The sequence below is a fragment of the Nocardioides sp. SLBN-35 genome (genome assembly GCF_006715725.1).
GTDB lineage: Bacteria > Actinomycetota > Actinomycetes > Propionibacteriales > Nocardioidaceae > Nocardioides.
This window is the reverse complement of record NZ_VFNU01000001.1, coordinates 1855235-1876748: the sequence shown is the minus strand read 5'-3', so window position 1 is coordinate 1876748 and position 21514 is coordinate 1855235. Positions and strand designations below refer to the sequence as shown.

The 21514-nt window shown below is 72.3% G+C and carries 13 protein-coding genes and 1 tRNA gene; 4 read left to right on the top strand and 10 right to left on the bottom strand.

Features of this window, described 5'->3' with window-relative positions; all coding sequences use genetic code 11:
* Positions 1 to 10: 10 nt before the first annotated feature.
* The 7 genes from FBY23_RS09115 to FBY23_RS09090 all read right to left on the bottom strand — a co-directional run bounded on the left by FBY23_RS09115 (position 11) and on the right by FBY23_RS09090 (position 5689).
* Positions 11 to 2452: a penicillin acylase family protein gene (locus FBY23_RS09115; RefSeq protein WP_260805845.1), complete on the bottom strand. Its 2442-nt coding sequence runs from the start codon at positions 2450 to 2452 to the stop codon at positions 11 to 13.
* A 148-nt stretch (positions 2453 to 2600) separates the two neighbouring features.
* Positions 2601 to 2900 (bottom strand): co-chaperone GroES, encoded by a 300-nt coding sequence (locus FBY23_RS09110; RefSeq protein ID WP_141800947.1) that lies wholly within the window; start codon positions 2898 to 2900, stop codon positions 2601 to 2603.
* Between the two features lie 49 nt (positions 2901 to 2949).
* On the bottom strand, positions 2950 to 3198 hold the full coding sequence (locus tag FBY23_RS09105) for a DUF3618 domain-containing protein (RefSeq protein WP_141797857.1): 249 nt from the start codon (positions 3196 to 3198) through the stop codon (positions 2950 to 2952).
* Positions 3195 to 3965: an energy-coupling factor ABC transporter ATP-binding protein gene (locus tag FBY23_RS09100; protein ID WP_141797856.1), complete on the bottom strand. Its 771-nt coding sequence runs from the start codon at positions 3963 to 3965 to the stop codon at positions 3195 to 3197. Before FBY23_RS09100 ends, FBY23_RS09105 begins: the two co-directional genes overlap by 4 nt.
* Positions 3962 to 4669: a cobalt ECF transporter T component CbiQ gene (cbiQ, locus tag FBY23_RS09095; RefSeq protein WP_141797855.1), complete on the bottom strand. Its 708-nt coding sequence runs from the start codon at positions 4667 to 4669 to the stop codon at positions 3962 to 3964. The genes FBY23_RS09100 and cbiQ overlap by 4 nt, the downstream gene beginning before the upstream one ends.
* 4 nt (positions 4670 to 4673) lie before the next feature.
* A complete protein-coding gene (locus FBY23_RS26170; RefSeq protein WP_174245196.1) occupies positions 4674 to 5006 on the bottom strand; it encodes a PDGLE domain-containing protein in 333 nt (110 codons plus the stop codon).
* Positions 5003 to 5689, bottom strand: coding sequence for an energy-coupling factor ABC transporter permease (locus tag FBY23_RS09090; RefSeq protein ID WP_174245195.1), 687 nt, complete (start codon positions 5687 to 5689; stop codon positions 5003 to 5005). The genes FBY23_RS26170 and FBY23_RS09090 overlap by 4 nt, the downstream gene beginning before the upstream one ends.
* Before the next feature lie 126 nt (positions 5690 to 5815).
* Between FBY23_RS09090 and bcp the strand changes: the two genes are divergently transcribed.
* The 3 genes from bcp to FBY23_RS09075 are packed head-to-tail and all read left to right on the top strand — an operon-like array spanning position 5816 to position 9502.
* Complete coding sequence (gene bcp, locus FBY23_RS09085; protein ID WP_141797854.1) at positions 5816 to 6310, top strand: thioredoxin-dependent thiol peroxidase; 495 nt, start codon at positions 5816 to 5818, stop codon at positions 6308 to 6310.
* Positions 6311 to 6345: 35 nt separating this feature from the next.
* Positions 6346 to 7542 carry a hypothetical protein gene (locus tag FBY23_RS09080; RefSeq protein ID WP_141797853.1) on the top strand — a complete coding sequence of 399 codons (1197 nt, stop codon included), beginning with the start codon at positions 6346 to 6348 and terminating at the stop codon, positions 7540 to 7542.
* Between the two features lie 25 nt (positions 7543 to 7567).
* Positions 7568 to 9502: a hypothetical protein gene (locus tag FBY23_RS09075; RefSeq protein ID WP_141797852.1), complete on the top strand. Its 1935-nt coding sequence runs from the start codon at positions 7568 to 7570 to the stop codon at positions 9500 to 9502.
* On the opposite strand, the gene FBY23_RS09070 is transcribed toward FBY23_RS09075, so the two are convergent.
* Positions 9424 to 10650, bottom strand: coding sequence for an amidohydrolase (locus FBY23_RS09070; RefSeq protein WP_141797851.1), 1227 nt, complete (start codon positions 10648 to 10650; stop codon positions 9424 to 9426). The genes FBY23_RS09075 and FBY23_RS09070 overlap by 79 nt on opposite strands.
* A 28-nt stretch (positions 10651 to 10678) precedes the next feature.
* Between FBY23_RS09070 and FBY23_RS09065 the strand changes: the two genes are divergently transcribed.
* Positions 10679 to 10760 (top strand) — tRNA-Leu (locus FBY23_RS09065).
* A gap of 16 nt (positions 10761 to 10776) precedes the next feature.
* On the opposite strand, the gene FBY23_RS09060 is transcribed toward FBY23_RS09065, so the two are convergent.
* Positions 10777 to 20922: a carboxypeptidase regulatory-like domain-containing protein gene (locus FBY23_RS09060; RefSeq protein ID WP_141797850.1), complete on the bottom strand. Its 10146-nt coding sequence runs from the start codon at positions 20920 to 20922 to the stop codon at positions 10777 to 10779.
* Positions 20919 to 21512 (bottom strand): hypothetical protein, encoded by a 594-nt coding sequence (locus tag FBY23_RS09055; RefSeq protein ID WP_141797849.1) that lies wholly within the window; start codon positions 21510 to 21512, stop codon positions 20919 to 20921. The genes FBY23_RS09060 and FBY23_RS09055 overlap by 4 nt, the downstream gene beginning before the upstream one ends.
* Positions 21513 to 21514 lie beyond the last annotated feature (2 nt).

The window sequence follows — 21514 nt, the reverse complement described above, 5'->3', positions numbered from 1 at the left end:
GTTAGGGGGTTCACGAACCCGCGAGGTCGATGGTCCGCACCAGGTCCTGCGCGATCTGCTGCGGCGTCCACGCGAAGCGCACCCATTTCTCCTGCGAGAACAGCGCGGTCTGGTCGCTCGACCACGGTGACGCCGGGTCCTCGTCCTGGCTGTAGGTGAGGATCGTGCGCGCGTCCACGCTGCCGTCGGCGAGGTAGGACACCGCCTGGATGTGCGAGGAGCCGTAGCTGACCGGCTTGTAGGCGCCGGTGTTGCCCGCGGGGTGCCGCGAGGCCAGGGCGTTGGCGTTGCCGGCGAGGTCGCCGTCACCGCCGCCGAGAGGGTATGCCGGCGCGCCCCGGTCGCCCGCGACCTGCAGCGAGCCCCACGGCGCGTCGAACGGCACCCCGGCCGCCCGCACGGACTCGATGGCCGCCTTCATCGCCTTGACCACCTCGGGCCCGGTCCGCAGGCCGCGCGGCGTGTTGATCGGGTCGGCTGCATTGAACGGCACGGTCCACAGGTTGGCGCCGGTCGGCGCGCGCTCGACGAAGGCCTCGAAGAGGTGGGTGCCGACCGAGTCGACGTCGGAGTGCCCGTCCCAGGCGGCGAGCACGGCGCAGGCCGCGGTCTCGCCGGTCTGCGCGCAGACCTGGTCCAGCCTGCCGTCCTGGCGCATCACCTCGGCGGCCCGGACCCGGTTCTCGTACTCGTGCCCGCGCAGCGACTCCGGCGTCTCCGAGCCGCCGCCCGCCAGCTGGTCGATGACGTACTGCTGCACCATCCGCGTCCGCATGGTCCGCGCGCACCTCTCGCAGCCGATGATGCCGGCGTAGCCCTCGAGGCGGACCTTGTCGTTGGGCGTCCAGTACGAGTCGTTGGCGTTCATCACCCAGTCGCGGCGTACGACGGCCGGCAGGTTGCCGGGCCCGAAGATGCCGGGCCGCTGGGCGTCGGAGTCCGTGCCCCACGCGCAGGCACCGTCGGCGAGCAGGCCGTTGAGGCCGGGCAGCCCGGCGACCGACTTGAGCAGCAGGCCGACCGGGGTCAGGCACCGGGTCACCATCGCGTTGCTGACGTTGGGCACCACGCTGTGGTCGGCGTACAGGACCTCGCCGTTGCGGTCGGCCGCGGTCGTGTTGACCCACGGCATGCCGCCGCCGGCATCCTGGCGGCGCAGCAGGTCGCTCGCGCTGGTCGCCTCGCCCATGCCGAGGAAGGTGTCGATGGTGCGCAGGTGCTCGGCGTTGGCGTCGCGGATCGCCCAGAAGCTGAGGGGCGACCAGCCCATGAACTGCGAGGGACTGTCGATGACGTAGCCCTGCGGGGTGCGCCAGAGGTCCTCGCGGACGTTCGTCACGGAGCCGTCGGGCTGCAAGACCTCGACGTCGACCCAGCGTCGCTCGGCCTTGCGGATCAGCCCGTTGGCGCTGAGGTAGAGCGGGCCGGGGCCGAGGGTGAAGTACTCGTAGGGCGTGAAGCGGTAGGCCGTGGACACCGTGTGGCTCCAGGCGACGTCCTTGTTCCAGCCGATGTTGACCACCGGAGAGCCGATCAGCGAGGCGCCGGCGACGTCGTAGACACCCGGGATGGTCAGCTGCTGCTGGGTGAACTTGTAGCGCCCGCCCCACGGGAAGTGCGGGTTGCCGAGCAGCAACCCGCGCCCGGTCGAGCTGGCGTCGCCGCCGATCGCGGTGGCGTTGGAGCCGAACGCGCTGTCCTGGCCCAGGGAGCGCAGCAGTTCCTCGCGCTGGTCGGCGCTGAGCTGCGCGGCGTACGCCGGCACCTCCTCCTTGGTCGTCGGCAGCGGCAGCGTCAGACCGAGGTCCGGCAGGCCCGGGTCCTGCAGGGTGGGCGGGTCGGCCTCGACGATCTCCTTGACGAAGTTGCCCGAGGAGGCGATCAGGTTGGCCATGTAGACGCCGTACCAGAGGTCGAGCTCGGTGGCGTCGGGCTTCAGCCAGGTCGCGTCGGCGCAGGCCGGGTCGGTGATCGTGTTGTCGCGCAGCCAGCGGTTGATGCCGGCGGTGTAGCCCTTGACCATCTCGCGCGCCCGGGCGCTGGGGCCGGCGGGCGAGGCGAGCAGGCCCTCGACGACCTTGCGGTTGTGCAGGTCGGTGACGAAGGCGTCGACCTGGAGGTTCGAGGCGTCGAGCGAGACCCCGTCGAGGTAGCGGCCGTTCGCGCCGAGGTAGCGCGAGCGCTCGCCGCGCGCGGTGAGCACCGTGTCGGCGAGGTTGCAGATCGACGAGCGCGCGGTGGCGTACCCGCTGCCGTAGCCCAGGGAGCCCCAGTCGTCGGCGGTGATGTGCGGGATGCCGTGCTCGGTGATCGCGATCGTGGCGTGGTACGACGGGTCCGCGGCCGCCGTGGCCGTGTCGGGCGCCGGCCCGGCGTCGGCGGGACCTGCCGCGGCGAGCGCTGGCAGGACCAGGGCGGCGGCGAGCAGGCTCAGGACACGTGGGGAGCGCACGTCAGGTGCAACGCGTTCCACCTGAGTGAGTTACGTCACAGGGCCGGCGGGAGTTTCACCGGCCGACCGGTGGAACTCCCGCTTGGACGATGAAACTTCCTCGTCCAAGCGCCAGTTTCACCGGCTGACCGGTGAAACTGGCGCGCGCTCACAGGTAGAGGCCGGCCGACTCGTCGCCGAGCCGCTCGGCGGCGACCGCGTGGATGTCACGCTCGCGCATGACGACGTAGACCTCGCCGGAGACCTCGACCTCGGCCTTGTCCTCGGGGTCGTAGAGCACCTTGTCACCGGCGACGACGGCGCGGCAGTGCGGGCCGACCGCGACCACGCGCGACCAGGCCAGGCGCCGGGCGCCCATCGCGGCGGTCGCGGGGATGACGATGCCGCCGGAGGACCGGCGCTCGCCGGCCTCGCTGTCGGCCTCACACAGGATGCGGTCGTGCAGCATCTTGATGGGGGTCTTGTCGGACACGGGAGTGCTCACCTGCAGGGCAGGGTCAGTGGGTGATCTTGCGCAGCACGACGAACAGCGCGATCACGCCGACCACGCCACCGACCGTCTTGAGGATGTTGTCGGTGCGCGGCTCCCCCGTCGCGGTGTCGACGTAGTACGCCTTCACCTGGGCGACCTCGCGGCTCACGATGGTCTTGGGGTGCGAGCGGTACAGCAGCTGGTCGATCGTGCCCGCGAGGCGCTCACGGGTCTCCTCGATCTCGCGCTCGATGTCAGAGGGAGTCTCACTCACCTGGGCAGGCTATCAATGCTGATGGTGCGCGGGTCGAACCCCCATGGGAGTTCCAGCCGGTGGGCGTGCATGAGGGCCTCGTCGGTGAGCACGTCGTACGTCGTCCCGTCGGCCACCACCCGGCCGTCGCTGAGCACCACCGACCGGGGGCAGAGCTCGAGCGCGTAGGGCAGGTCGTGGGTGACCATCAGCAGGGTCACGTCGAGGCTGCGAAGGATGTCGGCCAGCTCGCGGCGCGAGGCGGGGTCGAGGTTCGAGCTCGGCTCGTCGAGCACCAGGATCTCCGGCTCCATGGCCAGCACGGTCGCGACCGCGACCCGGCGCCGCTGGCCGAAGGAGAGGTGATGGGGCGGCCGGTCGGCGAAGTCGGCCATCCCGACCTGCTCGAGCGCGTCCATCACCCGCTTGTCGAGGGCGGCGCCCCTGATGCCGAGGTTGGCCGGCCCGAACGCCACGTCGGCACGAACCGAGCCCATGAACAGCTGGTCGTCGGGGTCCTGGAAGACGATGCCGACCCGGCGCCGGATCTCACCCAGGTTCTTCTTCGTCACCGGCAGCCCGCTGACCGCGACACTGCCCTCACCGTGTCCGGTCTCACCGGACAGGATGCCGTTGAGGTGGAGCACGAGGGTGGTCTTGCCCGCGCCGTTGGGCCCGAGCAGCGCGACCCGCTCCCCCCGATGGACGTGCAGGTCGACCCCGAACAGGGCCTGCTGCCCGTCGGGGTAGGCGAACGCGAGGCGCTGGACGTCGAGGACCGGCGTCATCGCACGGCCTCCACAGGCCCCGCGGCCTCGGGGAGCCTTCCGTCGTACCCCCGGGACAACATCGCCAGATGCACCCGCTCACCCCTCTCGTACGACCTCACGAACAGCGCGCCGAGCGTACGCGCCAGCGCCGGCCAGTGCCGCGGCGAGCGTGGGTCGACGCCGCGCGAGCGCATCGCGGTGATCATCCGCCCGAGGTCGCCGGTGACGACGTCGAGGTAGCGGATCATGAAGCCCATGATCTGCACGATCAGGTCGGGCATCCGCAGCCGCTGCAGGCCGCGCAGCACGTCCGCCGGCTCGGTCGTGGCGGCCAGGGTGAGCGAGGCCAGCACGCCCAGCGTGCCCTTGACGACCAGGCCCCAGGCCGCCAGCAGGCCCGACTCGGAGAGGGAGACCTCCCACCCCCCGACGGGTACGCCGACCCGCGGGCCCTCCGCGACGAACGGCATCAGCGCGGCGAAGACCAGGAACGGGACCTCGACCACCATCCGTGGCAGCAGGTAGGTCAGCGGCACCCGGGCCAGCAGCACCACGCCCAGCAGGAGGGCGAGGTAGCCGCCGAAGACCGGGTACCACTCGCGCGGGGTGGCGACGACGGTCAGCACGAACCCGAGCAGGAACAGGATCTTCAGGTGGGCCGGGGCGCGGTGCACCACGGAGTGCCCGTGGAAGTGCAGCCGGTGGCCGTGGCCCGCGCCCATCTCGTCAGGCCTGCTGCTCGGCCGGGGTGCGCCGGCGCAGCGCCCAGAAGAGTCCGCCACCGAGGAGGAGGGTGATGCCCACGCCGGCCACGCCAGCGATGCCGCCGCTGAGGCGCTCGTTCTCGACGCCCTTGGTCCCATAGTCCGCGAAGGGGCTGCCGGTGTCGACGGGCTCCTCCGCGGAGTCGATGAAGCCGGTCTTGCCGGCGACGTACTCGAGCCCGTCGGGGTGGCTGCTGGCGTAGTAGCTGCCGATGCCCGCGACGAGGAGGGCGACGAACAAGCCGATCACGAGGAAGCGGCGGCTGTTCGTGCTGGTCTTCGTGCTGGTCTTCACGCGGCGACCTCCTGGTCGAGCAGCGGACGACGGCCGGCGAGCCCGCGCGCGCCGTGGACGAGGTCGGGACGGGAGGCGACGACGGCACTGACGACCAGCCCGGTGATGAGGGCCTCGCCGACGCCGATCACGGTGTGCCAGCCGATCATCGCCGCGAACACCTTGCCGGCGGCGATGTCGGCGGTGCCGCCGATCGCGAACAGCACGCTGAACACCGTCGCGGCGGCGGGGACCGAGATCAGGGCGCCGAGCCCTGCCGCGACCGGCACCGAGCCGAGCTTGCTCGGCAGCACGGCGAGCGCGAGGCGGAAGACGCCGTACCCGACGAAGACGCCGACCAGGCCCATCAGGGTGATGTTGGTGCCGAGCGCGGTCAATCCGCCGTCGGCCATGAACAGGCCCTGGACGAGCAGGACCACGCTGATGCACAGCGCCCCGGTCCACGGCCCGACCAGGACGGCGGCGAGCGCGCCGCCGAGAAGGTGCCCGCTGGTGCCGGCACCGACCGGGAAGTTGATCATCTGGCCCGCGAACACGAACGCGGCCACGAGACCGGCCATCGGCGCGGTGCGGTCGTCGAGCTCGGCGCGTGCCTTGCGCAGCGCGAGGCCGACACCGGCCGCGGCGACGACGCCGGTCGCGACCGAGGTCGGGGCGTCGAGGAAGCCGTCAGGGACGTGCATGGATGAACCTGCCTCGATCCGGTGTTCGGTCGCCCGGCACCGGGGTAGTTAGATGGTCACGAGCACGACCACCTTATTGCATGGCAGTTGCAACAGCACCTGCCCATCAGGAGAGGAGCCACCCCTTTGAGTGACCAGGCCAGGCTGGCAGCGGGCGACCGCGCACCGGACTTCTCCCTCGCCTCCGACCAGGGTGGCGAGGTCAACCTGTACGAGCTCCTCGAGCAGGGCAGGAAGGTGATCGTCTACTTCTACCCGGCCGCGATGACCCCCGGGTGCACCAAGCAGGCCTGCGACTTCACCGACTCCCTCGACGCCCTCCAGGGTGCCGGCTACACGGTGGTCGGCATCTCGAAGGACACCACCACCAAGCTGGCGAAGTTCCGCGAGCGCGACGGCCTCACCATCACCCTGCTCGCCGACCCCGAGCTGGCGGTGCACCGCGCCTACGGCGCCTATGGCGAGAAGAAGCTCTACGGCAAGCTCGTCGAGGGCGTCATCCGCTCGACCTTCGTCATCGACACCGACGGCACCGTCGAGCTCGCCCAGTACAACGTCAAGGCGACCGGGCACGTGGCCAAGCTGCGCCGCGACCTCGGGCTCCCGGTCCCGCCCGCCTGATCTCCCCGCACCTGCCCGTACCTGAAGGACACCCGATGAAGCTGCACCAGTCCCTCGCCGAGCTCGCCCGCGACCACGGCACCGCGCTGTTCCGCGACGCGACCGCGTTCCGCGGTTCCCTCGACGACTACCTCGACGAGGGCCAGGCGTCCAGCGGCACCATCAACCTGCTCACCGACGCGGTCCGGCTCGGCGCGCTGGACGGCCTGGTCACCATGCTCGAGAGCGGAGCCCGCCCGGGCGACGCCGTCGAGTCCGCCGGTCAGCGCCTGGCCCGCGACCGCGGCAGCGCCGACGTGCGCGGCTGCCAGTGGGCGATCGCGGTCCTCGGCTTCGCGCTGGGCAAGGTGCCCGAGTCGCTGGTGACCGGGCTCGACCCCGAGGCCGGTACGGCGGCCCCGCCGAGCCACGGACCCGGCGGCACCGCGCCCAGCCAGCCGCCGGTCACCTCGCCGGTCCAGCAGCCCTTCGCGGCTCCCGCGCAGCAGCAGCCGATCATGTCGCCGCCGCACCAGCCCGTGCAGCCGTCGTACGGCGCGCCCGGAGCGACCTCCTGGAGCCAGCCGACGCCGCCGAAGAAGTCCGGCACCGGGTTCATCGTCGGCGCGATCGCGGTGGCGCTGGTCGTCGTCGTGGCCGGCATCATCGGCATCATCGCGGTCGCGAACAGCGGGAGCGACAAGAAGGCCGACGACACGAAGAGCAAGTCGACCGAGGCCACCAGCGCCTCCGCGGACCCGACCGACGACACGACCGACGAGCCGAGCGGCAACGTCGCCACCGGCACCGGCTACGAGACCGAGCTGCCCTCCGGCTGGATCGACGGCACCGACGACTTCACGTCGCAGAACCCCGGCCTGAGCACGCTCGACCGGGTGTTCATCTGGGGCTCGACCTTCAACACCGCCCGCGGCAACGTGATCGTGGAGACCCAGTCGTCGTACGGCAGCACCGACCCCTCCGACCTCGCCGACGACTGGAAGACGGCGCTGGTCGCCGACGACGACACCGCCACCACCAACGACATCGACGACACCACCATCGGTGGCGAGACGGCGCTCGGCGTCGACATCAGCCGGACCAACGACAACGGCATCGACGTCTCGCAGCGGTCCTACCTCGTGATCAGCGGCGACACGGCGTACTCCATCACCGTCTCCCTCAAGGACGGCGACGACGACGTGCTCACCAAGTTCGACGACATCCTCAGCGCCTGGACGTGGACGGACTGAGGGCCGGGCTCAGGGTCGGGCTGAGGTGAGCCCGCGGGGTCGGCGGCTGCTCCGCTGCCTGCTGGCCGCGCCGGTGCTCACCCTGCTGTTCGCGGCAGCGCCCGCCCGCGCCGACGCGGACGACGACCCCGCCGCGGAGCAGGCGCTGGCGGAGAGGTTCGCGCCGGTCCTGATGCTGGTGCGCCAGGACCATGCCTGCGGTCCGGGCGAGCCCTACTCCCCCAGCGCCGTCGAGGTGCTCTTCGACAACCCGACGGTCGCGCTGCGCGGGCCGTGGACCTCGCGTGACCTCGTGAAGGTCGGCCCGTCGGCCGAGGACGTGTCGGCCGGGCTGCCGGGCTACGAGCTCGACCTGCCGGGCAACCCGCTGACGCCGGGCTGCGACTACGAGCGCTGGGCCGAGCGGCAGTGGCGCGGCACGAAGCCGACCATCTATGCGCACGTCGCGACCCAGAAGGGCATCGGGGACCGGATCGCGCTGCAGTACTTCTTCTTCTACGCGTTCAACGACTACAACAACAAGCACGAGACCGACTGGGAGCGGATCCAGCTCGAGTTCGCGGCGCCTGACGCCGCGTCCGCGCTGGCCGAGGACCTCGACCCCGACCTGGTCGTCTACTCCCAGCACTACGGCTCGGAGAAGGCCCGCTGGGGCGAGGAGAAGCTCGAGGTCGACGACGCGACCCACCCGGTGGTCTACGTCTCGGCCGGCTCGCACGCCAACCAGTTCTCCGCCGGTGTGTTCATGGGCAACACCGCCAACACCGGGTTCGGGTGCGACACCACGGCCGGCGAGCACGACGCCGTACGAGCGGAGGTGCGCTCGATCCCGTCCGACCCGGCACTGGCCCGGTCGGCGTACCCGTGGATCTCCTACGAGGGCCACTACGGCGAGGTCGGGCCGAAGCGGTTCTACGCCGGGCCGACCGGGCCGAACCGCAAGCAGTCCTGGGCGAAGCCGTTCTCGTGGTCGGCCAAGGCGCGCGACTCCTCGATCGAGGTGCCCGGCGGCGGCGCCACCAGCAGTGCGGTCGCCGAGACCTACTGCGACCTGGTCGGCAAGGGCAGCGACCTGTTCCGCGGGTACGTCGACGACCCGTGGCGCGGCCTGGTCGTGCTGGTCGCCGCGCTGCTCGCGGTCGGCTGGCTGGTGCGTCGTACGTCGTGGGCGACGACCGCGCTGCCGCTGCGGATCCGCCGCTCGGCCGGGCAGGTGGTCGCCGCGTCGCTCGACGTGCTGCGCGAGCGGCCCGGGCTGTTCGCGCTGGCGATGGCTCCCCCGGCACTGTTCAACGTGCTCGCTGCGGTGCTCCAGGGCGTCACCGTCTCCAGCCCCGTCCCGGGCTGGGTCGGTGCCCTGGCTGTGCTGATCGGCACCGCCTCACTGCCGGTGTCGGCCGGCGCGCTGGCGGCGGTGGTGCAGGTCCTCGACGAGGAGGGCCTCGGGGCGCGGGTGAACCTGCGCGCGGCTTACCGCACCAGTCTGCGGCGGCTCGGCGCAGGCCTGCCCGCGCTGCTGGTGACCGCGCTGCTCGTGGTCGGCCTCACGACCTCGATCGTGCTCGCGCCGCTGGCGCTGGTGGTGCTGACGGCCGGGGTGCTGCTGGTGCCGGTGGTCGTGCTGGAGCGGCGGCGCGGCTTCGCCGGCCTGCCCCGCAGCGTCCGGCTGATCCGGCACTCCTTCGCCACGTTGGTGCCGGTCCTGGCGCTCGGCCTGCTGCTGCTCACGACCATCGGCGCGGTGGTCGCGGCGCTGTTGTTCGTGGTGGTGCCGGTGCCGTTCGTCGTGCTCAACACCGTGCCCTCGGTGGTGCTCGGCGTGGTGTGGCCGTTCGTGGCGCTGATGTGCGTCTACGCGTACGCCGCCGCGGTGGCGCGCGCTCAGGACAGCCAGGAACGGGCCGCGGTCACCAGTGCGGCGACGCCGGACTCCAGCGTGGGACCGGCGAGCGGGGCATAGCGCGGCGAGTGGTTCGAAGGCAGGTCAGCGACCAGGCCGCGGATCTGCTCGACGCTCGTCGCGCCCGCGAACAGGGCCGGGTCGGCGCCGCCGAGCAGCCAGTAGGCGCAGGGCGACCCCGCGGCCTCGGCCAGGATCCCGACGTCCTCGCTGCCGGTGACCGGTCCCGGGTCGACCACGACCCAGCGGGCCGCGGCGCCGAACGCCTCCCGGACCCGCTCGCACGCCGCCTCGTCGTTGACGACGGGCGGGAACGACGTGAGCGCCTCGATCTCGGGCTCCCGGGTCGCCCCTGCCGCCACCACCTCGGCCCGGATCATCCGCTCGATCGTGGCCAGCACCTTCGCGCGCACCCGCTCGTCGGCGGTGCGCACGCTCAGCCCGAGCACCGCGCTGTCGGGGATGACGTTGGGCGCGGACCCCGCGTGGAAGGAGCCGACCGTGACGACCACGGTGTCGGTGGCCGCGACCTCGCGCGAGACCACCGTCTGCAACCGCTGCACGAGCCCGGCCCCCATCACGATCGGATCGATGGTGGCCTCGGGCCGCGAGCCGTGCCCGCCCGAGCCGTACAGGGTGATCCGCAGCGCGTCGGACGCGGCGAACGCCGGGCCGGGGCGTACGCCGAGCACCCCGACCGGGACGGGCGCCACGTGCTGCCCGAGCACCACGTCCGGCGTACCGAACCGCTCGAACAGGCCGTCGTCGACCATCGCCTGCGCCCCGCCCCCACCCTCCTCGTCGGGCTGGAACACCAGGAGCAGCCGGCCCTGCCATCCCTCGTCACCGGCCAGCTCGGCCGCCGCACCCAGCAGGCACGTCGTGTGGATGTCGTGCCCGCAGGCGTGCATCACCGGCACCGTCTCGTCGGCGGCGTTGGTCGCCGTCGCCGTGCTGGCGTACGCCAGCCCGGTGTCCTCGAGCACCGGCAACGCGTCCATGTCGGCCCGCAGCAGCACCGTGCTCCCCTGGCCCCGCTCGAGCACGCCCACGACGCCGGTGCCGCCGACACCGGTCGTGACGTCGTACCCGAGGGCGCGCAACTGCTCGGCCACGATCCCGGACGTGCGGTGCTCCTGCCGGCCGAGCTCGGGGTGGCGGTGCAGGTCCTCGTAGGTCGCGACGAGGGCGTCGAGGTCAGTCGGCATGTCCGCACCCTAGACTCGTCCCGCTCACGCCGGAGTGGTGGAACTGGCAGACACGCGGCACTTAGGATGCCGTGCCTTCGGGTGTGCGGGTTCGAGTCCCGCCTTCGGCACGAGGCTCGGCCCGCCTCAGCAGGCCGAGCCCACCGATCCGAGGGCGGTTGTGACCGTCGCGTGGGCGGCTGTCCGGCTCTTCTTCAGCTTCGCGACCTTCTTCTTCAACTTGGTCACCTGCGCTGTCCTGCGCGCCTTCCTGGCCTTCTTGAGCTTGGCCTTGGCGCTCTTGAGCCGCTGACTGACGTCGGCGAGGACGGCCTGTGCGGTGCTCAGGGCTTGGGTCGCCGCCGTGCACGCCGCGCTGCCCGGGCCGGCGGTGGGCCCAACGCCACCGCCGCCACCACCCGCCGCGCGCACCGCCGGCGTGCCCACCGTCGTCACGGCCTGGGACACGTCGCCGACGGTCGCCGTGACCCGCACCGTGATCACCGCGTCCTGCTGCGCCGCGGTGAGCAGCAGGCTGGTGGCGGTGGGTCCGCTGGCGCCCGGGATCGGGGACGCGCCCGCGAACCAGGCATAGCTGAGTACGACGTCCGCCGGCGTCCAGGAGCCCGGCGACACGGTCAGGGTCTGCCCGACAGCTGGAGTGCCGCTGATGACCGGCAGGACGGTGTTGGTGACGGTCGGCTCGACCGGCTCCTCGGGTACGGCGAGCGCCGCGCTCCGGGCCTCGCCCGGCTCGAAGCCCTCACGGCTGGCCGTGATCTCGACCCGCAGGGCATGGCCGGCATCTTGGGCGGTGACCCGGTAGGTGGACGCCGTGGCTCCGGAGATCGGGTCGCCGTCGCGCAGCCAGCGGAAGGTCGTGCCGGCGGGTTGCGGGATCCAGTCGCCCGAAGCGGTGAGCACGACACCGGGAACGACCGGGTCGCCCTCCGCCACGTCGGCCGTCACCGACGGGTCGCCCACGGGCACCAGCGCGGGCGCCGGGGGTGGGGCAAGGGTGACGTCGACCGAGGCCGACCGACCGTCGGCGGTGGTGACGGTGAGCAGGGCCGAGGGCTCGATGCCGGCGGCGAAGGCGTGGTCGACGACGCGGCCCGTGGCGGTGGCGCCGTCGGCGAACAACCAGTCGACGCTCAGCTGCTCGTCGCCGCGGCCGTGGGAGCCCGAGGCGTCGAAGCGGTAGCTCCCGCTCGTCGGCCCGGTGAGGGTCGCCGACGCGACCGGAGCGTCCGGCGACGCCTCGACCGACAGCTCGACCTCGACCAGCGTGGGTGCCACCGGCTCGTCCGCGGCGAGGGCAGTCGCGAGCAGGCCGCGCTCGCTCGCCCCCTTCGCCGCCGGGGCCGGGTCCGCGAGCTCGACCTCGACCCGCCACAGTCCGGGCGCCGGGTCCGCCAGCCGGAGCCAGGTGACGCCGTTCTCGTCACCCGAGGTGGTGCCGGGGTCACCCGCGTGGACGACCTGGCCGTCGGGGCCGAGCAGCGAGATCGCGACCGGCGTCACCTCGGCATGGCGGACCCGGGCGACGACACCGTCGGTGAAGGGCGGCACCTCGCTCTGCGCCGGGGTGATCGAGGACGTCTCCATCTCGACCAGCTTGCGGGTCTGACCGGTCATCGCCTGCCGGAACGCATCGCGATACAGCTCCTGACCGAGCGCGTTGGGGTGGAAGGAGTAGGCGACCTTGCCGTACGCGTCGGGCCAGCTCAGCACGTCGTTGATCAGCGGGTTGAAGGCGCTGTCGGGGTTCAGCTCGCCGTCGACGCACAGCTCGTGGCCGGCGAACTCCTCCGCCACGGGCACGTAGATCACCGACCGGTCCGGGTGTCGCGCGCGCACGTTCTCGAGCGCCTCCGCGATCTCCTCGTTGAGCTGGTCCACGAAGCCGTTGAGCAGCACGCCCTCGACCGGGTCGATCACGCTCAGATCGCCGAAGGGCGTCACCTCGCACGCCTTCGACGCGCGGCCCGCGCTCAGCTGCCTGGGATAGTCGGCGACGTAGAGGGTGGCGTTGGGCGCCTCCGCGAGGACCTTCTCGTACGACGCCTCGAGCCTCTTGCGCAACACGTCGGCGTACACGAACAGGGCCGACGCGTCCCGGTCGCGGTCGCCCGTGGCCCGCTTGAGGGCGAGGTAGTAGTCACGGATCGCCATGCCGCACTTGGCCATGCCGATGACGCTCGCCGTCTCGAGCGGGCACTCCGCCAGCACGTCGGCCGCGCTGGTGACCACGTCAAAGCCCTTGTTCAGCTCGACCTCGGTGCGCGCCAGCCACTCCCAGCGCACGCCGGAGTTGCCGTACAGGTCTGCCGCGCACGACTGCAGGGGGTTCAGGCAGGCCTTGATGATGCCGCCGAAGTCGGCGTCGTTGCCTCCCATGGTCATCGTCACCGCGCGGGTGGCCTCGCTGAGGGAGTCGGTCTGCGCAGGCTCGTTCTCGTTGTCGGGGTTCGGCTCCACGAGGTCCTTGGTGACCGCGCCGCTGCAAGCCGCGAACCGCGCCGGCGCCAGCCACGACGAGAGCTCGGGTTCGGCGGACAGCAGCCGGGAGTAGGAGCCACGGCTGGAGCGGTGGCAGGTGTTGCCCGCCTGGTCGCCGGTGACCAGCGCCCAGGCCTTCTCCCAGGTCGCGGGCCCGCCCGTGGAGTCGATGTCGGTGGCCGAGCCCGCACTGAACTCGGGCACGCCCTCGCCCGCACTGAAGGAGTCGCCCAGGGCGACGTACTTCGCGGGCCCGAACACCAGCCGGTGCGTGGCCAGGGTGCCGCCGGCGTAGACCGCGATGACGGTGAAGTAGCCGCCCAGGCCCGGCGTCCCCAACGGATACGACGCCTGCGTGGTCCCGGCGGGCCAGGTCGTCGAGCTGACGCCCGCGGGCAGCACCCGCCAGGATCCGCCGGTGAGCGAGTCGCGGGTGTAGACGCGGTAGCCGGTCACCGTCTTCCCCGGCAGGCTCACCGGGTCCCAGTCGAGCTCGATCCGCTCCTCGGCGCCGTCGTCGACCTTGTCGATGTCGAGGCGGGTGTGCGGCGTCAGGCCGTCGTGGACATGGATCTCGTCATCGATGTTGATCGGGGTGCCAGCGGTCTGAGTCAGCATGCTCTGCGCCGTGTCGAGCTGCATCACCCGCACGACCTTCTCCTTGATCGCCTCGACGTCGCCGATGGGCGCTCCGGCGGGATCGTCGTCGTCGGTGCCGATACCGGGCATGACGATCGTGTCGACCTGGACGGACGCCCCGGGCGGCAGGATCATCGCGGCGTCCTGGGTCTGCTCGTTCGGTCCGTACACGTAGCGGGCCTGGTCGGCCGGGGCGTTCTCGGGTCGCTCTCCGAGGGCGAGTCGCACGTTGTAGAGCGTCGGCCCGACCTCGTCGCAACCGGGGCCGATCGCGGCGCAGGTGCTGTTGGTCAGGGTCGTGGTGACCCGGTACGGCATCCAGCGCTCCACCTCGCCGTCGACCGTGACGCTGAGCGTCAGGGCGGATCCCGCCCACACGTGCAGCGGATGCTCACTGCGGGCGACCAGGGTGAGCGGCGCGTCGAACGGGTCCAGCACCGAGTCGTAGGTCGCCTCGAGGTCGTAGAACCCCTCCTCGTCGCCGCGCACGGTCCAGCTGATCGTCTGGCTGCCGCCGGCCGGAATGGCCGGAACCGTGCGGGTCAGGGTCTGCTGCTGGCCGTCCCAGGTGGTCGCGAGAGCGAGCCCGGACGGGAGGTCGAGGGTCGCCAGGCCGGGACGGAAGGTGGCTCCGCCGGTCCCGAGGTTCTGCACGATCATCGAGACGTCGAAGAACTCCTTGGCCCACGATCCCCGCACCGGGATCACCAGCCACTCGATGATCGGGGCGCCCTCGACGACGGTGATCCGCGGCGTGTACGTCGAGCCGCCCAGCACCAGCGAGCCACCGCCACCGCCGCCACCGCCCGGGCAGCCGCCCGAGCAGCCCAGGTAGTAGCCGCCGCCCTCGACCGCCGTGAGCGTGACCGGCAGGGACTGCGGCTGGTAGGTGCCGGGCTCGTCGGGCTCCTCCACGACGAAGTGGAGCCGGATCTCGGCCTCGAAGATGTGCTGGTTCTCCGCGGCGTCCAGGTCGATGCCGCGGTCCCAGAGCTCGTCGAGGGTCAGCGGGTGGGACTCGAGCACCGCCGAGCCGACGTCCCCGCGGACCAGGGAGACGTCGAGGCTGCCGCCACCGTCGCTCAGCGTCGCCGTGACTGTCGCGGGCAGGTAGCCCGGCGCCCAGACGTCGACGGCCGTCGACCCGTCGGGCAGGCCGTGCAGGGTCATGCCCCCGGAGCCGTCGGTGACGCCGCTGATCCGGGTGCCGTCGGGCATCCGCACCGAGGCCTGGGCCCCCGACAGCAGGGCGTCGCCGTCCCGGATCGTGACCTGGAGTCCCGGCGTGACCGGTGTCTTGCTGACCGTCACCGTCGTGGTGGCGGTGGCGACCTCAGTGCCGGCCGTCACGGTGAGGGTGACCGGGAAGGTGCCCGCGCTCGCGTAGGTGTGCCGTGCGGCGACGCCGCTGCCATGGGCGCCGTCGCCGAAGTCCCACTCGTAGGAGTCGATCAGCGCGGCCGGCCGGGAGGCGCCCGCGTCCAGGGTGACCGGCGTTCCGGCAACCGCGGCGACCGGCTCACCCCCGACCGCCACGAGCGGCTCGGGCAACAGCGAGGTGACCCTCACGATCCGGGTCGTGGTGTTCTCACCATCGCTGACCAGCACCCGGACCGCGAAGGAGCCGACGGTCGCGAAGACGTGGTCGACAGCCTGCACCGGCTCCACGATGCCGCCGGTCAGCGCGCCGCTGCCGTCCCCCGGCTCGACCCGGTAGGTCAACGGGTCGTGCTCCGGGTCGTCGGCGGCGATCTCGATCCGGGCTGCGTACGGCGCCGCCCCGGTCAGTCCGGGCGCAACCGTCACCTCGACGGTCGGGGCGTGGTCGGCCGGCCGGATCGCGGACGTCGGCGGCGCGGTCGCCGTTGCGGAGTCGTAGCCGGCCTTCGACGCGGTGACCCGCAGGCCGATCTCGGCGTCCAGGTCGTCGTCGGTGAGGACGTAGGTCGCGTCGGTGGCGCCGTCGATCGCGCTGCCGTCGCGCAGCCACTGGTAGGCATAGCCCTCGACCGAGACTGGCGCCCAGGTCCCGGGGTCGACGGTCAGGGTCCGCTCCACCCGGGTGCTGCCGAGGATCGTGGGCGCGGTCACATTGGCCAGCGCACCGGGCGTCACGGCGACGGTCTCCTCGGAGGTGGCCCGGGCCGGGTCGTACTGGTCCCGCGACGCGGTCACCTCGACGCTGATCCGGGCGCCGAGGTCCGCAGCGCGCAGCACCCGGGTACGGGCGGTGGCCCCCGGGATCGGGGTGCCGTCACGCAGCCACTGGAAGGCCGGCGTGGTGCCGGTCGGGGTCCAGGTGCCGTCGGTGGCACTCAGCGTCTCGCCGACGCGCGCGGTGCCGGTGACCGTCGGGCGGGTGACATTGGCGACGACATCGTAGGTGACCGGCGCGGTCGCGGCGCTCGCCGACTCCGCGGGCGCATATCCGGCCAGGGTGGCGGTGACCGCCACCGTGATCCGGGCGTTCGCGTCGGCCGGGACCAAGGGGTACGTCGCCGCGGTGGCGCCGGGGATCGGCGCGCCGTCACGGCGCCACTGGTAGGTCGTCGTGACGCCGTCCGGAGCCCAGCCGCCGGCCGTCGCGCTCAGCGTCTCGCCGACCCGCGCGGTGCCGCTGACCTCGGGCACGGCGGTGTTGTCGAGCGCGCCGAGCGCCACCGGAGCCGACTCGACACTGCGCAGCACGGCCGGCTCGTAGGCATCGCTGCTCACGCTGACCTCGACCGCGATCCGGCCGTCGACGTCCACGGGCCCGGGCACGTACGACGTGCCGGTGGCCCCGGCTATCGGCGTCCCGTCACGCAGCCACTGGTAGGCGGTCTCCTCCGGCGTCGGGTCCCAGCCATTGCCGGCGATGGTCAGCCGGACCCCGACCTGCGGGGTGCCTTCGACCGCGGGCGCGGCCACGCTGGTGAACTGTCCGGGCGCGATCGGGCCGACCTCGGCCGTGGTCGCGAAGCCGGGGTCGTAGTCGGCACGGGTGGCGTCGATCCGGACCGAGATCCGGTGCTCGAGGTCGGCCGCCCGGAGCCGGTAGGTCGCCCCGGTCGCGCCGATCGGCTCGCCGTCGCGCAGCCACTGATAGGCCAGGCTGAGGTCGGCGGTGTTCCAGGTGCCGGGGTCGACGCTGAGCTCCTCGCCGACCCGGGTCACGCCGCTGACGGACGGGCTCGTCGTGGCGGCGATCAGGCCGTGGGTCACTCGTGCGCTCTGTGGAGAGGTCGAGCTGGTGGGCGCGTACGCCGTCTTGGTCGCGGTGACCTCGACCGCGACCCGGTGGGTCGCGTCGGCCTCGGTGAGCAGGTACGTCGGTCCGGTCGCGCCGGCGACCGGCTCGCCGTCGCGCAGCCACCGGTACTCCGGCGTGACCTCGGCGGGACGCCAGCTGCCGACGTCCGCGGTCAGGGTCTCGCCGGACCGCGGGATCCCGGTGACCGTCGCCGGGCTCAGGTTGTCGATGACGCCGAGGGCCACCGGGTCGGTCTCGGCGCTGTCCTGCGAGGTGGTGACGTACGCGTCCTTGGCGACCGTGGTCCGCACCGAGATCCGTGCGCCGAGGTCGGCGGCCGCGAGCGGGTAGCTGGTCCCGGTGACGCCGGTGGGCTGGCCGTCGCGCAGCCAGGTGTAGCTCCGGCTCACCGATCCCGGCTGCCAGGTGTCGCCTGCGACGCTCAGCGTCTCCCCCACCCGGACCGTGCCGCTGATCGCGGGCGGCGTGAGGTGGGTGATGATGCCCTTCTGCACCGGTCCGACCGCCGCCGCCCAGGCCTCGCGCGGGAGGTGGCCGAGCTTGGTCGCGGTGACCCGGACGCTGATCTGGGCGTCGAGGTCGGTGCCGTAGAACCAGGCGTTGTCATTGGTGGGTGTGTACGTCGAGCCGGTCGCCGACGACAGCACGGACCCGTTCCGGTACCACTGGTAGGTGTAGCTCGCGTCCGGGTAGCTCCAGGTGCCGACGTCGACGCTCAGCGGCTCGCCGATCCGCGCGACGCCCTGGATCGTCGGCGGCGTGAGGTTCTCGATCCGGGGCGCGAGGACCGCGTTCGCGGTGCCCGTCTGTCCCAGGGCGAGCACCAGGTCCTCGGCGTCACCGAGAGAGCCGGCGTCGTCGAAGTACTCGGCGGCGTGGGTCTCCTCGAGCCGGTAGCCGACCCGGTACGTGCCGGCGGGCAGCGCGCCGATCCGGAAGGTGCCGTCCGCCGACGTGTACCTGGTGAGCAACGCCTCAGGAGCGCCGGTGTCAGGGTCGACCCGGTAGGCGGTGACACCCACATCCTCGAGTGGCTCGCTCGCGGAGCCGGTCACGACGCCGCTGATCGCCGCGCCGACCGGGAGGCTGGTCTCGATGGTCGTCACCTCACCGAGCCGCAGCACCACGTCACTGGCCCCGGCCAGGTCCGCGCCACCGTGGAAGGCGGCCAGGTGGACGTCGTCGTTCGGGGCGAGCCCGACGCGGTAGGTGCCCTCGGGCTGCCGGCGGAAGCGGTAGCGGCCCTCGAAGTCGGTCGAGCTCCAGGCCACGGAGTTCCACGAGCCGCCGTCGTCGCGGTAGAGGATCGCCGTGGCGCCGCGCAGGGGTGTGCCGTCGGGATCGCGAACGGTCCCGGCGAGGGCGCCGCCGACGACCGCCAGGCTCGCGTCGGCCGTGGCGGTCGCGCCGAGCGTGACGGCGACCGGCGTGGCCTGGTCGTAGCCCTCCGCGTCGTCGTAGTACTCCGGGCTGTGGAAGTCCTCGTTGCTGACGTCGAAGTACAGCAGGTAGTCGGCAGGCGGCAGCTGGTCGATCCGGTACCGCCCGTCCTCGTCGGTCAGCGCCGAGCGGTAGGCGCCGGACGACTGGGCGCTCACCCAGATGCCGGCGAGCGGTCCGCTGTCGTCGGACACGACGCCCGAGATCGCGCCGTACCGCAGCTCGAGCACGGCGTCGACCGTGGTGTCCTGACCCACGACGACGCTCACGTCGTCGTACTGCTCGGTGCCGTGGAGCCCGTCGCTGGGCGCGAACTCGACCCGGTAGGTACCCGAGCCGAGACCACCGACCGCATAGTTGCCGTCCGAGCTCCAGGCGTTGCCCGCCCACGACCAGTCGTCGCCGGTCGTGGCCTGTCGGTAGACGGAGACCGAGACATCGCCGAGCAGGTCGCCGGCCTCGTCCCGGATGGTGCCGGTGACCCGCCCCGCCGTGCTCAGCTCGGCGTCCGCGGTGAACGTCTCGTGCTCGCCGAGCACGATGTCGGTGGCCTCCTCGAGACTGGTCCGGTCGTCGAAGTACTCGTCGACGTGCTGGCCGTCGGTGGCGTGGAAGCGCAACCGGTAGGGCGTGCTGGGGGTGAGGTCGCCGATCGCGTAGTGCCCTTGCGCGTCGGTGTGGGTGCTGTCCCACCAGTACCAGTAGTCGTAGACGGGCTCGTAGCGGTAGACGGTCACGGAGGTGTCGCCGAGCGGCATGCCGCCCTGGGCGGTCACGGTGCCGGTGACCGAGGAGCCCAGCGCGAGCCGGGCGTCGGCGACGACGGTCTCGTCGCCGGCCACCACGACCCCGGTGGCCTGCTCCAGGCTCGGCTGGTCGTCGTAGAACTCGCTGACGTGGACGCCGCTGTGGTCCTCGAACTCGAGTGCGTAGCGGCCAGGGTCGACCGGGATCCGGTACCTGCCGTCGGCCTCGGTCTCCCAGCAGCAGCTCGTCGAGCCCCCGTCGTCGCCCCCGGGGACGCCGGTGTGCAGTTGCACCGAGATGCCCCCCAGCGGCGTGCCGTCCTCGTCGGTGACCTGGCCCGTGATCGAGCCGCGCAGTCCCAGCTCGGCGTCCGCGACGACGCTCGAGCCACCGGCCAGGTGCAGCACCTCGGCCTGCGCGAGGGTGGGCTGGTCGTCGTAGTACTCGCTGGCGTGGATGTCGTCCCACGGCAGGAAGGCGACCCGGTAGTCGCCGTCGGGCAGCCCGCCGACCTCGTAGGAGCCGTTCTCGTCGGTGTAGCCGTAGAACTCCTCCGCCACGACCTCTCCGGAGACCTCGCGGTAGACCTCGACGCTGATATCCGACAACGGCTCCCCGTCGGCGCCGGAGACCTGACCGGAGATCCGGCCACCGCGCGCGAGCGCGGCGCTCGCCGTGAACTGCTGCTCGTCGGCGAGCACGATGTCGGTGGCCTGCTCGACGCTCTGCTCGTCGTCGTAGAACTCGCGCACGTGCGCGCCGTCGTAAGCCGAGAAGCCGACACGATAGGTCGTGCCCGGCGTGAGGCGGCGCAGGGCATAGCGGCCCTCGGCGTCGGTAGAGGTCGAGCGGGTCCAGTCCCAGTAGTCGTAGTCCGCGTCGTACTCGTAGAGCCGCACCTGGATGTCCTCCAGCGGCGCAGCCGTCTCGTCGGTCACGACGCCGGAGATGGAGGCGCCGGGGCTCAGCACCGCGTCGGCGGTCAGCGTCGCGGCATCCGCCACGGTGAGCGGATCGGCCGCCTGCAGGCTCGACCGGTCGTCGTAGTACTCGCTCACGTGATCCCACGCGAAGAAGCCGACGCGATACTCACCGTCCGGCAGCGGACCGACCGAGTAGCTGCCGTCCTCCTCGGTGTAGCCATAGTACTCGTCGTACGCGAGGTCGCCGTCGTTCTCGCGGTAGACCTCGACGTCCGCCTCGGCGAGCGGCTGGCCGTCGGAGCTCGTGAGCGTGCCCGCGATCAGACCGCCCCGGTGCAGGGCGGCGTCGATGCCCGGCACGAGAGCACCCGCCGCGACGAGGAGGTCGTCGGCCTCGCCGACGCGGTCGGCCTGCGGGTGGTAGCTGGTGAGGTAGCGCTGCTGCGGGTCCTCGAAGCCGATCCGGTAGGTCCCGGCCGGCACGGCCAGCTGGTAGCTGCCGTCGCTGCCCGTCAAGGTCGTGACGGAGTCCTCGGTGACCGCGTCCCAGCACCAGTCCCAGTACGGATAGCCGTCGCCGTCGTCGTCGTAGTGGCACCAGGCGATGACCTGGATGCCGGCGAGCGCCCCGCCGGTGTCGGCGTCGGTCACGGTGCCGGAGATCGTGCCCGGGACGTCGGCCGGCGCCGCGGCGGCTGCGGCGGGCGCGCTCAGGGAGGCGCCGAGGCCGAGCGTCAGCAGGAGCGAGCAGACGACCGCCAGGATCCGCCGCGCGGTCGCGGTGCTCATCCTGCCGACCCCTGACCGGAGACCTCGACCCCTGCGCAGCTGCCCTTCTCCCGGTCGCCCATGCCGTCGACCCGCCACTCGCCGTCCTGCTCCACGACTCCGATCACGACCGGGATCACCTCGCGGGGCTCACGCTGCGGATCGGAGGCGGACTTCTGCGACCATCCGGCGATCCAGACGCAGGCGCGGACCAGCGTCACGCCCTTGGCGTTCGGCTTCGCGATGCCGACGACGGTCACGGGAAGCGGTCCCGGGAAGTACCGCCCCCGCTCCCGCCGGGTGTAGAGCGCCATCCGCTCCAGGCCGGCCTCGGTCATCGTCGGTACGGCGGCCGCGAGGTCGTCCTGATCGGCGTTCACAACCTCCGCGAAGGCCGAGGCCCAGCGCTGTACCGCCTGGGCCTCGGGACGGGCCTGCAAGTCGCTCGGGGCCGGTGACTGGGCCGTCGTGGCGGGCGCATCCGAGGACGAGACAGCTACCGGCGCGTCCGTGGCGGCATCATCCGAGCACGCGGCGAGGCTGCCGACGAGCACCACGGCGAGCAGGGTGCCGCCGCCCATCCGTCGCGACAGATGGGACGAGAAGGACATGC

Coding starts and splice junctions, on each gene's coding strand:
- cbiQ (WP_141797855.1), bottom strand. CDS start 4,669: ATGGGCGCGGGCCACGGCCACCGGCTGCACTTCCACGGGCACTCCGTG.
- FBY23_RS09100 (WP_141797856.1), bottom strand. CDS start 3,965: ATGACGCCGGTCCTCGACGTCCAGCGCCTCGCGTTCGCCTACCCCGAC.
- FBY23_RS09070 (WP_141797851.1), bottom strand. CDS start 10,650: ATGCCGACTGACCTCGACGCCCTCGTCGCGACCTACGAGGACCTGCAC.
- FBY23_RS09110 (WP_141800947.1), bottom strand. CDS start 2,900: ATGCTGCACGACCGCATCCTGTGTGAGGCCGACAGCGAGGCCGGCGAG.
- FBY23_RS09055 (WP_141797849.1), bottom strand. CDS start 21,512: ATGTCCTTCTCGTCCCATCTGTCGCGACGGATGGGCGGCGGCACCCTG.
- FBY23_RS09080 (WP_141797853.1), top strand. CDS start 6,346: ATGAAGCTGCACCAGTCCCTCGCCGAGCTCGCCCGCGACCACGGCACC.
- FBY23_RS09090 (WP_174245195.1), bottom strand. CDS start 5,689: ATGCACGTCCCTGACGGCTTCCTCGACGCCCCGACCTCGGTCGCGACC.
- FBY23_RS09060 (WP_141797850.1), bottom strand. CDS start 20,922: ATGAGCACCGCGACCGCGCGGCGGATCCTGGCGGTCGTCTGCTCGCTC.